15 protein-coding genes are annotated in these 15,292 nt (G+C 49.9%); 6 read left to right on the forward strand and 9 right to left on the reverse strand.

Going from position 1 to position 15,292, the window contains the following annotated elements; translation table 11 throughout:
• Nucleotides 1–27 precede the first annotated feature (27 nt).
• The 5 genes from rnt to eptA form a co-directional block, all read right to left on the reverse strand.
• Nucleotides 28–696 carry a ribonuclease T gene (rnt, locus tag AC6I8W_RS09465; protein ID WP_497837920.1) on the reverse strand — a complete coding sequence of 223 codons (669 nt, stop codon included), beginning with the start codon at nucleotides 694–696 and terminating at the stop codon, nucleotides 28–30.
• 113 nt (nucleotides 697–809) lie between these two features.
• The gene (gloA, locus tag AC6I8W_RS09470) at nucleotides 810–1,217 is read right to left on the reverse strand and encodes a lactoylglutathione lyase (RefSeq protein WP_021185242.1); all 408 of its coding nucleotides are present in this window, start codon (nucleotides 1,215–1,217) and stop codon (nucleotides 810–812) included.
• Nucleotides 1,218–1,312: 95 nt separating this feature from the next.
• On the reverse strand, nucleotides 1,313–2,410 hold the full coding sequence (locus AC6I8W_RS09475) for an alkene reductase (protein ID WP_480370878.1): 1,098 nt from the start codon (nucleotides 2,408–2,410) through the stop codon (nucleotides 1,313–1,315).
• A gap of 49 nt (nucleotides 2,411–2,459) precedes the next feature.
• Entirely contained in the window at nucleotides 2,460–3,056 is a 597-nt protein-coding gene (locus AC6I8W_RS09480) for a TetR/AcrR family transcriptional regulator (protein WP_497837921.1), read from the reverse strand.
• Between the two features lie 39 nt (nucleotides 3,057–3,095).
• On the reverse strand, nucleotides 3,096–4,733 hold the full coding sequence (gene eptA, locus AC6I8W_RS09485) for a phosphoethanolamine transferase EptA (protein WP_497837922.1): 1,638 nt from the start codon (nucleotides 4,731–4,733) through the stop codon (nucleotides 3,096–3,098).
• Between the two features lie 231 nt (nucleotides 4,734–4,964).
• Between eptA and AC6I8W_RS09490 the strand changes: the two genes are divergently transcribed.
• The 4 genes from AC6I8W_RS09490 to AC6I8W_RS09505 all read left to right on the forward strand — a co-directional run bounded on the left by AC6I8W_RS09490 (nucleotide 4,965) and on the right by AC6I8W_RS09505 (nucleotide 7,364).
• On the forward strand, nucleotides 4,965–5,204 hold the full coding sequence (locus tag AC6I8W_RS09490; protein WP_497838146.1) for a DUF1289 domain-containing protein: 240 nt from the start codon (nucleotides 4,965–4,967) through the stop codon (nucleotides 5,202–5,204).
• A 71-nt stretch (nucleotides 5,205–5,275) separates the two neighbouring features.
• On the forward strand, nucleotides 5,276–6,172 hold the full coding sequence (locus AC6I8W_RS09495; RefSeq protein ID WP_497837923.1) for an aldo/keto reductase: 897 nt from the start codon (nucleotides 5,276–5,278) through the stop codon (nucleotides 6,170–6,172).
• An 80-nt stretch (nucleotides 6,173–6,252) separates the two neighbouring features.
• On the forward strand, nucleotides 6,253–6,771 hold the full coding sequence (gene sodC, locus AC6I8W_RS09500; RefSeq protein WP_497837924.1) for a superoxide dismutase [Cu-Zn] SodC: 519 nt from the start codon (nucleotides 6,253–6,255) through the stop codon (nucleotides 6,769–6,771).
• A 125-nt stretch (nucleotides 6,772–6,896) separates the two neighbouring features.
• Complete coding sequence (locus tag AC6I8W_RS09505) at nucleotides 6,897–7,364, forward strand: hypothetical protein (RefSeq protein WP_497837925.1); 468 nt, start codon at nucleotides 6,897–6,899, stop codon at nucleotides 7,362–7,364.
• On the opposite strand, the gene AC6I8W_RS09510 is transcribed toward AC6I8W_RS09505, so the two are convergent.
• From AC6I8W_RS09510 to AC6I8W_RS09520, 3 genes are read right to left on the reverse strand one after another with little or no spacing between them, the layout of a single operon-like run.
• The gene (locus tag AC6I8W_RS09510; protein WP_497837926.1) at nucleotides 7,365–9,362 is read right to left on the reverse strand and encodes an FUSC family protein; all 1,998 of its coding nucleotides are present in this window, start codon (nucleotides 9,360–9,362) and stop codon (nucleotides 7,365–7,367) included.
• A gap of 8 nt (nucleotides 9,363–9,370) precedes the next feature.
• Entirely contained in the window at nucleotides 9,371–10,228 is an 858-nt protein-coding gene (locus AC6I8W_RS09515; RefSeq protein WP_497837927.1) for an efflux RND transporter periplasmic adaptor subunit, read from the reverse strand.
• Nucleotides 10,229–10,234: 6 nt separating this feature from the next.
• Entirely contained in the window at nucleotides 10,235–10,471 is a 237-nt protein-coding gene (locus tag AC6I8W_RS09520) for a DUF1656 domain-containing protein (protein WP_021185232.1), read from the reverse strand.
• A gap of 154 nt (nucleotides 10,472–10,625) precedes the next feature.
• On the opposite strand from AC6I8W_RS09520, the gene slyA reads away from it, so the two are divergent.
• Nucleotides 10,626–11,063, forward strand: a complete 438-nt coding sequence (gene slyA, locus AC6I8W_RS09525; protein ID WP_497837928.1) for a transcriptional regulator SlyA — start codon at nucleotides 10,626–10,628, stop codon at nucleotides 11,061–11,063.
• Nucleotides 11,064–11,127: 64 nt separating this feature from the next.
• Here slyA and AC6I8W_RS09530 read toward each other — a convergent pair whose 3' ends face one another.
• Nucleotides 11,128–11,730, reverse strand: coding sequence for a hypothetical protein (locus tag AC6I8W_RS09530; protein ID WP_497837929.1), 603 nt, complete (start codon nucleotides 11,728–11,730; stop codon nucleotides 11,128–11,130).
• 1,007 nt (nucleotides 11,731–12,737) lie between these two features.
• Between AC6I8W_RS09530 and AC6I8W_RS09535 the strand changes: the two genes are divergently transcribed.
• Complete coding sequence (locus AC6I8W_RS09535; RefSeq protein ID WP_497837930.1) at nucleotides 12,738–15,281, forward strand: two-partner secretion domain-containing protein; 2,544 nt, start codon at nucleotides 12,738–12,740, stop codon at nucleotides 15,279–15,281.
• Nucleotides 15,282–15,292 lie beyond the last annotated feature (11 nt).

Genomic DNA, 15,292 nt, shown 5'->3' on the forward strand with positions numbered 1-15,292 from the left:
GCCGACAATCGTCGGCCTTTCTTTTGGTCACTCGGCGGTGTCTTCTTCCGACAGATCGTCACTGTATGCCAGTGGCCAGCCACCCAGGCGCTTCCAGCGGTTCACCAGTTCACAAAACAGGATGGCAGTTTGTTCGGTGTCGTACAGGGCCGAATGCGCCTGAGTGCTATCAAAATCCATTCCTGCCGCCTTGCAGGCTTTTGCCAGCACGGTCTGCCCCAACACTAATCCACTTAATGCTGCGGTATCGAACGTCGCGAACGGATGAAAGGGATTGCGCTTCAGGCTGACGCGCTCAGCGGCAGCCATCAGGAAGTTATGATCGAAGGTCGCATTGTGCGCCACGATGATCGCACGGTTGCAATGGGTGTCTTTCATTCCTTTGCGCACCATCTTAAAAATGGCATGCAGCGCATCATATTCGCTCACCGCGCCACGCAGCGGGTTGCTGGGGTCAATCCCGGTAAACGCCAGGGCTTCCGGGTTAAGAATCGCGCCTTCAAAAGGTTCAACGTGGAAATGCAGCGTTTCGTCGCAATGCAGCCAGCCGTCATCATCCATCTTCAGGGTGGTGGCAGCGATTTCTAACAGGGCATCGGTTTTGGCATTAAAACCGGCAGTTTCGACGTCGATCACCACGGGATAAAAACCGCGAAAGCGTTGATGGAGAGCATTTAAGGCGTTCGATTCAGACATCAGGATCTCATAGCAATAATTGAGGCAGCGCGCATTATGGCAAAAATCGCGGGAGGGTGCAGCAGCAGAGGAGGGCCAGCCCGTAAAAGACCAGGCTGACCTGGCAAACAGCGTTAGTTGCCGATGCCGTGTCCGGCATGTTTGTTTTCGATCAGCTCGATTTTGTAGCCATCGGGATCTTCAACAAATGCAATGACCGTGGTGCCGCCTTTTACCGGACCGGCTTCACGCGTCACTTTGCCACCGGCATGACGGATTTGGTCACAGGTGGCAGCAACATCATCAACGCCCAGCGCGATATGACCGTACGCGTTACCAAGGTCATAGCTATCCACGCCCCAGTTGTAGGTCAGCTCAATCACCGCACCTTCGCTCTCTTCGGTGTAACCGACAAAAGCCAGCGTGTATTTGTATTCCGTGTTCTCGCTCTTGCGCAGCAGACGCATACCCAGCACTTGGGTATAAAACTCAATTGAACGTTCCAGATCGCCAACGCGTAACATAGTATGAAGTAAACGCATAACATCCTCTTTTAAAAAGCACAAAAGCTAAGTATAGCGAGTTAACGCTACGAAAAAACAGCGCTGCCGCACATTGGGGCGGCAGCGGGGTGATTTTACAGAGTAGGGTAGTCGGTATAGCCTTCGGCACCACCGCCGTAGAAACTTTCCGGGCGTTGTGGGTTAAGCGGCGCATCTTGTTGCAGGCGCGCAACCAGGTCCGGGTTGGCGATAAAATCGCGGCCAAACGCGACGGCATCGATCAGACCACGCTGAATCAGGTCATCTGCTTTCTCAACGCTATAGGCGCCGGCACCAATGATCACCCCGGGGAACAGCGCGCGCACTTTCTCACGGAAAGCATCGCTGTAGGGTTGGCCACCTGCCCAGTCCGGTTCTGACAGATGCAGATAAGCGATTTTACGTTTACCCAGCTCGGAGATGTACCACAGTGCAGCGGCTTCTTCATCCGGGCCGTTCTCCAGGTTCTGGAAAGCACCAATCGGTGAAATACGGATACCAATACGGTCAGCCGACCAGTTGGCAATCGCCGCATCTACCACTTCCAGCGCGAAACGACCGCGTTTGGCAATCGAGCCGCCATATTCATCGGTGCGCTGGTTGGATCCCGGCGCAAGGAACTGATGCATCAAATAACCATGGGCAGAGTGCAATTCCAGCAGGTCAAAATCTGCTTCGCGCGCATTAGCGGCAGCCTGACCGAAGTCTGCCACAATCTGTTGAATTTCTGCGATGCTCAACGCACGTGGCAGCGAGGTATCTTCACGATAGACGCTGCCATCGGTGTGGCGCAGTGAAGTACGTGTGCCTGCGGCCAGCGCGGAAGGTGCCACTGGAGGCAGGCCGTCTGGCTGCACGCTATTATGAGAGATGCGGCCGGTATGCCAGAGCTGAACCGCGCTATGTCCACCCGCACCATGAATGGCTTCGTTAATTGCTTTCCACGCGGCAATTTGCTGCTGAGTATGCAGCCCCGGTGCACCTGCATAACCTTTCGCCTGGAAAGAAATTTGCGTTGCTTCGGTGATGATCAACCCGGCGCTGGCCCGTTGCTGATAATACTCAGCCATCAGTGGCGTCGGGATATCGCCTGGCTCGATGCTGCGCAGACGCGTCAGCGGGGCCATAAAAACACGGTTAGGTACGGTAATCGCACCCACTTTCAGAGGGGAGAACAGCTGTTTACTCGCCATGTTTGACTCCTGTATTAGACCGGTCGTCTAGAAACTGCAGTTTTTAAAATCAGTGGCTATTCAGCCACTGTTCAATGGTTTCAAACGCCAGGCTGATTGGCCCTGGCTCTCGTGAAATTTTGCTTTGCAGGCTGGCACCCAGCCATAACAAATAACAGCGCTGTGCCAGCTGCTGCGGGGTTTGACCATAAGGCAGTGGCTGTCCTGCGGCCACTTCTTTCAGGCAGCGGGCGTAGGCGCCGATAACAGCATTCGCACCTTGTTGCAGCGCATCGCGCATCGGTTCCGACAAATCGCAGACTTCTGCAGAGAGTTTCACGCCCAGGCAACCCATAATATGGCCCTGTTCGATAAAAACGCTTTCAGCGCTGCGGAAATGTTGCAGGAACCGCTCGCGTGCTGTTGCGTCCGGTTGATTGAGCTGTCGGTCGATCATCTGCAAATGGTGCACAAAATAACGCTCCAGCAGGGCGACGCCAAAGGCTTCTTTCGAGCGGAAGTAGTGGTAAAACGAACCTTTCGGTACTTCCGCTAGCGCCAGCATCTCGCTGAGGCCCATGCCGGTAAAACCACGTTGCAGACACAGCTGCTCGCCAGTAGCGAGCAGATGTTCTCGGGTTTCGTTGCGTTGTTGAGTCTTGTTCATGGGCAGCAGATTAGTAGACCAGTCAGTCTAATACAATGCTTAACTGAGAGTCTGGCACGATCTGATCATATCCAGCTGAGGTTGATACTCGCCAGTCTGGATGTTGAACATGCCCAACAGGGTATGGAACAGGTTGTCTTGTGACACTGGTGTATCCCCCGCCTGCTGGCGTAAACAGCCCTGATTAATGTGGTACGCGTTGGCGTAACCGGGCGACATCCACAGCAGTAACGGAATATGCGTTTGCTGCGAAGGGGCGAACATATAAGGCGCACCGTGCAGATACATGCCATGTTCACCCAGCGACTCTCCGTGATCGGAGAGATACACCATCGCCACATTGAAACGATCACTCAGCGACTTCAGCTTGTCGATGGTACGACTCAGCATATCATCAGTGTAGAGCAGTGAATTATCATAAGTATTTACCAGTGCCTGATGGTCGCAGTCCTGAATCTGATTGCTATCACAGGTCGGGGTAAAACGTCTGAATTGGGCTGGATAGCGCTGATAATAAGCCGGACCGTGGCTACCCATCTGATGGAGTACGATGATGCCATCGTTATGTAAGCTACCGATATAATTATCCAGGTTATGCAGCAAAACATCGTCGAGACAAAAACCATCGTGGCAATACTGCGGCAGATTCCACATCGTCATGTCGGTATGTGGCACACGATCACAGGCCCCTTTGCAACCCCCATCATTTTCACGCCACAGCACACTGACCCCGGCATGCGCCAGCACATCGAGTAAGCCTTCCTGATGATGCGCAAGATTGGCGTCGTAATGCTCACGCGACATATTTGAGAACATACAGGGCACAGAGACGGCGGTTTCGGTGCCACAGGAACTGGCTTGCGGATAATAGATCACCTGCTGTTGTTTCAACTGCGGGTTAGTGTCTCGATTATAGCCACCGAGGGAAAAGTCCTCTGCACGACCGGTTTCCCCCACCACCAATATCACCAGGGTTTTCTTCTGTTCAGACGAAATCAACGGACCTTTACGCGCATCCTCGCCAATTTTTACCAGTTGCTGGTTGCCCTGAAGCCAACGTTGATCAACATAATGACCGGTGCCACTGACGATATTCGCCGGGGTAATCATTTTTACCAGGCCTTTATTGTTACGGACCAGCGAGGCGTAGTCTTTATAAAACAACACTGCCATCAGCAAAATGACCAGCAGCGCGCCAAGTGCACCGGCCAGACGTTGCAGCAGGCTCCACCACCAGCGTTGTCCGCCACGGATGCGCACACTACTGATGACCGCGACGGGCAGAATGCCCATCAGCAGCATCCAGATTGCCCATGTACGACTGATCAGTGCACCGGCTTCCTGGGCATTCGACTCGAAGACGTTTTCGATCATATTGGTGTCAATGACGGTGCCGAAACTGTGCATAAAGTAGTTGGCGGCGGCGCTGGTCAGTACCAGCACAATCAACAGCGGCTTACGGATAAATGGCCAGGCGATCAGACTAAAAATGAAGTAGAAGGCAGAAATCAGCACCACCGGAATACTGGCGGCAAACAGATAATCATGCAGTCGTTCGTAGCTAATAATCTGCCAGGCCCGCAGCAAAAACAGACCGTTTAAGATGATGGCAAAGAAGAAAGCAGCACTGAAATTAAACCAGCCACTGTGACACTGTAACTTATTCGGGGATTTCATGGAAACTCAATCATGGAACGGAATGGCGTCAGATTAGAGACAAAATATGAGGAAAACCTTAACGAAACCTCAATGCACGGCCAGGCCGTGCGACCTGTTTGGTAAGCAGCAGTAACCCTTGTGCTGATTAGGGGATTTATTGCGTGAAATGTAGACCGTGAGCGTTTACTCCTTGCACAATGTCACTAAGCTGTTATCAATATGCTGCAAACCCATGACGTCGGAGTTGAAGTGGCCGAACAACTTGAGTTTTTTCCCGTACCCAGTCCCTGTCGCGGTATTTGCCAGAGCGATGCGCGAGGTTATTGCCGTGGTTGCCTGCGCAGCCGGGAAGAGCGCTTTAACTGGATGCAATACAGCGATGCACAAAAGCGTGATGTGTTGCGCTTGTGTCGTCAGCGTTGGTTGCGTATCCAGCGCAGTCAAAAAAATGAGCAACCTGACGAACCGCAACAACCCTCACTGTTCTGACCGTCCCTTCAGGTTACTTTCCGTTATACTGCCGATTCATCATTGAGAATTGTGTTTAAGGGAGAGTTTTGATGCTACAACCGCAACAAATGGCCCCGCAGGGACCCCTGTTCTCGCCGTTGATTATGGGCTACTGGCGTCTGATGGATTGGGGGATGACCCCAGAACAATGTGCACAGTTTATTGAACACCATCTGGCGCTGGGCATCACCACCGTTGACCACGCCGACATCTATGGTGACTACCGTTGTGAAGCGGCGTTTGGTCATGCGCTGAAATTACGGCCGGGATTGCGCGAACAACTGCAAATTGTCACCAAGTGTGGCATTGCCACGCGCGCCAAACCGGAACACCACATCGGCCATTACATCACCGAAGCCCGACATATTTTGCACAGCGTAGAAAATTCGCTGCGCCATTTCGACACTGATTACCTTGATCTGTTATTGATTCACCGTCCCGATCCTCTGATGGATGCGGATGAAGTGGCTGAGGCCTTCCTTGCTTTACATCAGAGCGGCAAGGTGCGTCACTTCGGCGTATCCAATTTCACACCGACACAATTTACGTTGTTGCAGTCTCGACTGCCCTTTACGTTAGTGACTAACCAGTTAGAAATCTCTCCGCTGGAACAAACCACCTTGCTGGACGGTACGCTGGATCAATGTCAACAACTGCGTATGCGCCCAATGGCGTGGTCGTGCCTTGGTGGTGGTCGTATATTTAATGATCCGCATTACCAGCCACTGCGCGATGAACTCAATCTGGTGAAACAAGAAATCTCTGCCAGCAATATTGAACAAGTGGTTTATGCCTGGGTAATGAAACTGCCAAGTCGGCCACTGCCCATTATTGGTTCCGGCAAAACAGCCCGTGTCAGTGATGCCGTCGCGGGTTGTCAACTCACATTGGATCGCCAGCAGTGGTTCCGCATTCGTAAGGCTGCGCTGGGCTACGATGTGCCCTGACGCGTAAAAAAGTGTCAAAACACGGCAGGCAGGACAAAAAGCAGCCAGGCTTACAGGGAAGCTAACCATAAGGCGATATTATGAATAGAACCCTGATAACTGTTCTGGCGATGTTATGTATGGGCGTTGCGCAAGCGGCGACCGAAGAGGTGACGTTGCACAAGGTGACCGAACAAGGCACGGGTGCTGCTATTGGTAAAGTCACCATCAGTGAAACCCGATACGGACTGCAATTTACCCCCGCATTGAGTGGCCTTCCGCCGGGTGTCCACGGTTTCCATATTCACGCGAAAGGGAGCTGTGAACCCGGAGAATCGGGTGGCAAAATTGTTGCTGCGGGAGCGGCGGGCGGGCATCTTGATCCGGCGAACACCGGTAAGCATCTCGGGCCTTATGCTAACGGCCATCTCGGTGATTTGCCGGCGTTGTTTGTTACCGACAACGGTACGGCAGACTATCCGGTACTGGCTCCGCGTATCAAATCTCTGAGTGAAATCAAAGGCAAAGCGTTAATGGTGCATGTGGGGGGAGATAATCATGCCGATCATCCCAAACCGCTGGGAGGTGGTGGTGCGCGCTTTGCCTGCGGCGTGATTTAACATGAGGCGGCAACCCCGGAGCCGCCTTGATTTGCGTAACCAGACATTTCTTCTGCGTTTTTGCGCTGTTCCCATCGTTTTTTCCCGCCTATGATACCTGCAAGGAAAAAAGCTCAGGGGCAGGAATGAAAACGAGTGGGATCATGTTGTTATGTGCGTTGCTGGTCGGTTGTGATCACCCCAATGATACGCAATTGCGGCTCGATGCCAGTCGACAACTGCAAAGAGTCATCGACCTCAACCCGCTGCGTGCCAGTTGTGAAAATATTGCTCGTGGACGTGAATGGCTGACGCAGCGCACGTTGGAAAAGCTGGAGAAAAAAGGCTGCCAGAATGTGTTGCGCAGCGCGACCGAAACCGAATTCACCCATGCCGAGATTTTTCACCATACCCTGACGATGGTCTGTGGCAGTATCGAAGGTAAAAGTTTTACCGGAACTGAACTGGCACGGCGCTTTATTTATTCTTCCGAAGAGAAAGCGCTGGTGATCGAACCCATGTCGGAGCAGGACAGAACCCGTTTTGAAGGGCGGAAAACCCTGCAAGAGTTGCAGGATGATTTCAATCGCCAGCAGCAGCAATTTTGTCAGTAATTATCCCGGTACTGCCTGTTTGAGCTGTGCCAGCGAGCAGCGTAATCGCCAGAGAATGCCGGCCAGCGTGTTGGCTTCGCTATCCTGCACCGGCAATTGCGCAATCATCGCCTCCAGCTCATCCAGTGTGGCCTGCAAGGGTATATGACGCACCCCACGGATACTCATAATACGTTGTAAATCTTGCAGGCTGCTGTCGCGCATTCTGGCCAGAGTAGCAGACCCTGGCTGCCATTCGCGCAGTTGCCAGACAACATGCGAGCAGTTGAGTAGCACCACGCCCCAGCGCAGTAACCACACCCGCGCCTGTTCATCACGGCTGGTACTTAATTGACTAATATGATGATAAATCTGTGACTCGAAACGGCTTTCACTCAGGCGTGGATGGCGACGTAACTGATCAAGGAAGGCATGACGCAGAGCACGGATATGGCGACGGCTACGCCTGGCGTCTGAGCTGGGACGCAATACCTGAAAGGCCAGCCAGGCTAACATCACGCCGCACACCTTCGCCAGATTATCATTGAGGAAACTCTGATAATCCCAGTCAGGCGGGTTACTGACCGCAATAAACGATCCCATAAACACGATAAATTGCCCCCACATGCCCGCGCGGGTTTTCTGTTGCAATTTGAACAGTTGCAACGTAGTGAGCAGAGGGAACAACACTAACAAAAACTGCCACAGCGCACTGATTTGCACCATCAGGCCGAACTGCAACACAAAGCTAAACAACGACAGCCATAGCAGGGTTTTCAGCAACAGAGAGATGCTGCCAGTCGGAGAGGGGGCTGAAGAGTAGAGTACGCAGGCAATAGCGGTCAGCGTTAATGCTGCTGCGCCGGAATCCCATTGTGTGGCAATCCAGAACGCACACCCCAACATAATCACGCTAAAAGTGCGTAGGGCACTCCATCCGGCTTCGGCGTTATCGCTTTCGCGCGCCAGCGACGGAACACGTGGAGGCTGAAATCGCGTATCTGCATCGGCACGTTCAATCAACCTGATCCAGCGCTGCACGTTCAAATAGACCCAGCAAAAGTAGCGCAGACGTTGTACAAAGGCACGTTGGCGATAGTCGCCAGCGGTGGCGGGGGTAATGCCACGCAGTATCAACGCCAACTGGTATTTATCACACTCCGGCTGCGCCAATTCGTGTAGCAGCGTTTGCATGGCATCAAACAATGACTGTGGTGCCTCGGGCCAGTTGAGCAGCATCCGGCGTAAGCTGGAGAGTACACTGGTGAGGCGCAACTGTTGATGCAGTACGTAGTTAAGGACATTATTTTGTCGCCGAAAGCGGTAGTGGCTCCAGAACGCCTGAATACGTAACAGGTTCATGGTCAGAATTTGGCTGATCACCGTTTCATGCGCAGTGCGAATATTGTCAGTGCTGCTTTGTTGCAACAGCAGTACCGCGTGTTCCAGCAGCCTGGCGTGCATCTGGCGCAGCGACCGCATAAGCGCGTGACCATCCGAGGTGCTGGGCAGTACCATCATCATTAACCCGGCACATAAAATACCGGAAATCACTTCACAAACACGTGCCTGGGTAATGGTCCATAGATCACTGATGTCGGTAATGTTGACACTGCTGAAAGCGATGATGGCGGCGGTATAGCCTGCCAGTGAAAAGGCGTAGGCCACATTGTTTTGATAGTGGTTGGCAATCCATGTGCATAATGCCAGCCAACCCGCCATAAAGAAGGCAAACAACCAGGGTTCATTCAACGTATGTCCGGCAATTAGCAACGCGGCGGTGGCACCGAGTAAACTGCCGACAATGCGCCCCAGGCTTTTACTGATGGCACCACCGACAGTCGGAAAACTGACTACCGCGGCTGAGGTCATTGCCCAGTAAGGCTGGTCCAGTTGCAAAGCGTAAGCCACCGTCAACGCCAGACACATAGCGATAGCATTGCGTAACGCATAGCGCCATTCGCCGCTACTGGCTTTTATCCAGGGGAGGTTTTGCCACGCCAGCCACTGTAAATTCATCCCTGGCCTCAGCGCACAATCGAGATGGTGCAGGTGGTGCCCGCTACCAGCGGGACGCCATCCGGAATGGCATCAAGACGAATGCGCACCGGCACTCGTTGCGCCAGCCGTACCCAGGGAACATTCGGTTTGATATCCGGCACCAAACCACTGTCACTATCGACACTCTGGTCGTAAATGGCGCGCCCGATGCTTTCAACTTTGCCTTGCAGGCGCTGGCCGTTGCTGTACAGCACGATGTTGGCGGTAGCACCCGGCTGGATATGACGCAATTTAGTCTCTTCGAAATACCCCATCACATACCAAGAATGGCTATCCACCAGTGAGAACAACGGTGTACCTGCCGTGGCGTAATTGCCTGGGCGCAGCGTCAGGTTGCTGATCCAGCCATCGGTGGGTGCGCTGATTTGGGTTTGTTCGAGGTTCCAGCGCGCCTGGTCGAGTGTTGCCTGTGCCGCTTTGGTGGTTGCTGCGGCAGCATTGGCTGTCAGATGCGCAGCATCAAGATCCTCCGCTGAAATCACATTACGTGGCAGGTTGCTGCGCCGGTTCAATTCATGCTGGGCTTTTTCCTGGTCCGATTGCGCCTTTGCTAACTGTGCCTCAGCGTTATCCAACGCGATTTGCCACGGCACCGGATCGAGCGTCAACAAGCTCTCTCCTTTATGTACAAACTGATTGTCGCGTATCTCCAATGACAGGATACGTCCGGAGACCTGAGGTGTGATATCCACCAGCTCGGCACGGACTTTGCCGTCACGCGTCCACGGTGATTGCATGTAGTAATTCCACATCCACCAGCCCGCCAGTAACGCCAGGGCAAACACAATTAGGGTAGCAAAATATTTAAAGGGATTGAATTTCATGGTGATTTATCCGAGGCTCAATAACCAAAGTGCGGCGCTGACGCACAGTACAAACAAGGAAAGATCCATTAATGTGGGATGCCAGATATCACCGGAGTACATCCAGCCACGCAGCAAGGGATGAATCAACAGCCAGAAAAAGAAACCCAGCAGCACCGCTTTGAACAGCGGTGGGAAGAAGAGGGAGGCACCAAAAACCAGGTCAGTGAGTGGCGCGTTAGCAGTCAGGGGGAAAACAGACACGTGTTATCATCCTTAGTAAACCCAGATTCTCTCTCAATGAAGCGTAGATGAGTGCGTGTGTCAGCTGGCCTGGGATTTGTATTTTGTCCTGTAAACTCGCAGAATAGTGTAAAATCTGGCTTGATAGCTAGCAAGCTAATTATAAGGAGATGAAATGGATACGACACTCGGAACGGATCTGTCTCGCCTGGTGCGCATTTGGCGTGCTTTGATCGACCAGCGTCTGAAACCGCTTGAATTGACGCAAACGCATTGGGTGACGTTGCACAATATTCATCAACTCCCGCCAGAACAGTCGCAGATTCAACTGGCTAAAGCCATTGGTATTGAGCAACCCTCACTGGTCCGTACGCTTGACCAGTTGGAAGAGAAGGGGCTAATCACCCGTTCGACCTGTGCTAACGATCGTCGAGCGAAGCGCATCAAACTGACCCGTCAGGCGGAGCCGATCATCGAACAGGTTGAGAGTGTGATCGATGCGACTCGCGACGACATCCTCAGTGGGATCAGCCTGGAAGAGGTTAACCAGATGGTGACTCTGATTGCCCGGCTGGAGAAAAATATTCTTGAATTACAAAATCGCGAGAAATAAAACACCGCCCCATACTGGGGCGGAGTCACTTAAGGTGACGGGTTCAGTTGAATGTTAAACTGGCTTAAAAAAGAAACAGCTTATTGATTTCACCGTTTAATTTTTTCTGTAAAGAAAATCGGATGTTATAAAGCTTCTTTTTATCCAGTTGAAGAGAATTCGCAATATCCGTTAAGGTGCATTCCTGCACCAGAAGATTTAATACCTCAACCTCGACGGTGGTCAGACTGCCTGTTTTAAGTCCATTGCCCCAGCGACCAATGAGAACATCTTTGATCTTTTTGTTAATGTTCTGTTGGCAATCACTGGAATAGATAACGGTGGCGATGTGCTGGTGGTGCTTCCACCACCAGGAAGCGAGATTATCCATTCTATAGTCAGATAATAATATCAATCCACTTCCGCTTCTGACTAAATGCTTAATCCAGTCTGGATCAGAGAAAAGTTTGATGTTGTAGTGAGAGAAGTCGACAAAGATAAAACTAAATTTCAGGTGGTTATGCTGTTTTTCAAGTAAAGCAGCATGGATGCCAAGTCGTAAATAATAGTTCCTGTCAGGCCAGATAGTGTATTTAACCCCTGAAGAATCTTGCGCCTCTAACAGCTGCTCTGGCGTCGTTGCCAGCTGATAATCATCCCAGGACGTTTTACTCAGTTCATTTTGCATTGGAATCAACAATCCCTGTCCAATTTCCATTGTGGTGTCGGAATGTGATGCATCATACAAATCCTAAAAAAATACAGCAAGACTGCGACGCGGCATCAGAATTTTCTATGACAAGAGAAAATCTTAACGGAAGGAAGCATATAAATGAGGTCGACAACTCGTTCTATCATGTTTTCAGCAGGATAATGATTCGCTAAATAGTGGGTTTGCTAAAATAAATAAGAATCTTACCCAGTTATATGAAGGGAGTGATGACAGTTTTTACAAACAATCAAATGCACATGGCACAAAAAGCTAAAAAAATGGACGATTGATACTCTGCGCAAGCTCTATGTTGGGACAGCGTTTACTTTGTGCTAATAAATAATAGTAAAAAGTGATTTTTTTTGTTTTATATGATTGAGCAATCGACATCAATTATCACCTCCGACTCTTCTTGATTGAAAAGTTTTAATTTAAGATTAGTTAAACCCAAAATCGAGCTGACCATGCGTTTCAAACTGCTTTGTATTATGAAGAAATCGGCTGACAGTGCCGTTTGGCGGATAGAGGCATCCCTCATATTTTTATGGTAAAGAATTGCATGGTGATTAATGTGCCCAAGATTGTCCTGGCTAAATAAGTAAAGGTCTTAGTCATCGCTGGTTATCAAAGAATTTAGAAGTTAACCTATAAAGAAAAATAATTTCTCATTGGGGCATGCACTTATTTTACATTCTGAAATTTTTACTTGCTGCATGCTTGACATTCTTTTTTAAAAGATGAAAAGTAGCGCTGCAACTGGATGATTATGTAAGTAATAAAATAAAACACACAGGCATCCTGAAAGCGCCAGGGAGATGCTTTTTATAAATTTCCGTGTGGTTTAGTAATATTCTTAAGTCGCCCGGTTGAAATCTGAAGTGATGATTTTATGACGTGCATCTTTGGTTGTTAAATTATTGGCGATTTACGCGGTTGACCACTATTTTAGCGTTAAAGCATACTCACTTTTAAAGCAGGTAAAAATGAAAATTAAGCATAGCTTAATGAAAATCAGTCCATTAGCTTCATCAATTCTGTTGGCACTGCCAGTGATGGTTAATGCTGCTGACCTCGGCATGATAAATGGTAATACCAGTATGGCTAATGGTTTACCGGTCGTTAATATCAATGGGGCTAACGGAAATGGCATATCTCATAATATTTATGACAAGTTGAATGTCGGCAAAGAGGGTTTGATTTTTAACAATAGCCAGAATGGTGCGAATACCACGTTGGCTGGTCAGATCGCTGGGAACAGTAACCTGGCATCTGGTACGGCAAAAGTTATCCTGAATGAAGTGACCTCAAAAAATAAAAGCAGTCTGAATGGTCAGATGGAAGTAGCTGGTGATAAAGCACATTTAATCATCGCTAACCCTAATGGTATTAGCTGTAACAGTTGTGGTGTTATCAATGCTGATAAAGTCACCATGACTACGGGTAAAGCAGACCTGAGCAATGGTGAACTGAAAGGTTATTACGTCAACGGCGGCATTATCACGACTAATGGCTTGACCAGCGATTCACCAACAGCAATTTTGGCACGTTCAATTGTCGTTAATGGGGATATCAATGCATCAGGACAGGAACTCTCCCTGATCGCGGGTAATAACTATATTGATACGACAAACAAGGTGACCGGTAGCGTCAACGCCAGTGGTGTGAGAAATACTTACGGTGTTGATGTGGCTAAACTTGGCGGTATGTACGCCAATAAAATTAATCTCATCAGTACAGAAAATGGGATTGGCGTACGGAACGCTGGCGTGCTGGCTGCGGGCAGCGGTGGTATTCAGATTGATGCCAATGGTCGTCTGATCAATAACGCTGCCCAGATTAAATCAACCGGTATTATCGCAGTAAAAAGCAAAGGTGCGCTCGAAAATGTTACCGGTAAAATCATAAGCGATAAAACCATTTCAATTGATACTAATAAAAACCTCATCAACAATAGCCGTGCAGGGAATATCATGTCCGGTGAAGACGTGTATATCAGTAGTGGCGAGTTTAACAATACCAATGGTAAAGTTGCTGCGACCGGTACTTTAGCCATCAATACAAATAATGCCACGCTGATTAACTCCGGAAAGGGTAACGCGGTTGGGATTGAAGCGGGGATTGTCGCTTTACAGACGGGGACGCTCAATAATAACAATGGCCAGATTAAAGGCTTTTACGTTGGATCACAGTCAACGAACGTCCACAACAGCAACGGTCTGATTGATTCGTATAGCGACGTGGATATTTCCACCTCCGGTTCGGTCAATAATAGCGGAGGTCGGATTCGCGCTGCTAACGGTCATGTTAAAATTGACGCGGCAAAGGGAACGCTGACCAACAGCGGCACCAAATCTGCTGATGCTGGAAGCTCAGATTCGTTGGGGATTATTGCTGGTGAAGGCGGTATTCAAATCTCAGTTGCCAACCTGAATAACAATAATGGGCAGATTGCCTCTTCGGGAGATATTGGATTTCTGTCGGCATCTGGCGTTAACAACGTCAATGGCAAAATTGCAACAACGAAGAACGTGTCAATCAAGGCTGCGTCTCTGACCAACGTGCAATCCAGCATTGTCGGTCAAACGGGGGTTGACATCGAATTGACTGGTGATATCGCAAACCGTATTGGTATCATTTCGTCTGAATATGGCGATGTGAATATTCGGGCGCGACATGTAAATAATAGCGCTGGATTATTGCTGGGGCAGAATATAAACGTTGATGCAGTTAATGATGTTAATAATGATACCGCATTAATCGTGGCTCAAAGAAAACTGACCATCAATGCAGGGAGGACTGTTGCTAATCAGAACGGCAATAACTTTGGCAATACCTGGGGACTCTACTTCGGTATGCCAAACCAGCAAGGAGGGATGATTGGTAATGGCGGCGTAGACATTACTGCCAGCACATTAAATAATAATAACAGCCGTATTATTGCGCAGAGTGCTCCCTTAACGCTGGCGATAACCGGTGGACTATACAATGACCGAAGCTTATTGATAGGCGCTGGCGCATCCAGTATTAAGGCGGGAAGTCTGAGTAGCAACTATTCGACCATCCACTCGAAAGGGGATTTGACGATTGATACCCGTAGCCTGTCCTTAGCCAGTAGCGGGAATATCATTGATAACGACGCCACCGGAATTATCGCTGCAGACGGGGCATTGACGTTGAATGTGGCTAACAATTTTGTCAATTATGGTTGGATCACCGGTAAGCAGAAGGTTAGCGTCAATTCTGGCGGTGTTTTGTATAACCGAAATACCATCTATTCAGATAACGAAACTCAGGTTTATGCGAAAGCCGCAGTTTATAATTATAAAGATATGGTTGGTGGAGCTAAGTTAACCGTTAGCGCTACCGATGCAGTCTATAACGCCGGAAACATGTTTACCGAAGGGCACGCCACTATTACAGCGAAAAAAATCCATAATGATGGCAGCGCCGCAGTATTGGGCGGTCGTCAGGGACTTGAGCTGGAGGCTGGTACCGTCATTAATAGCGGAAAAATAGTTGGGTTGTAGCAATTAAGCGA

This window comes from Pantoea sp. X-Soil-TKNS-1211, from assembly GCF_059730495.1.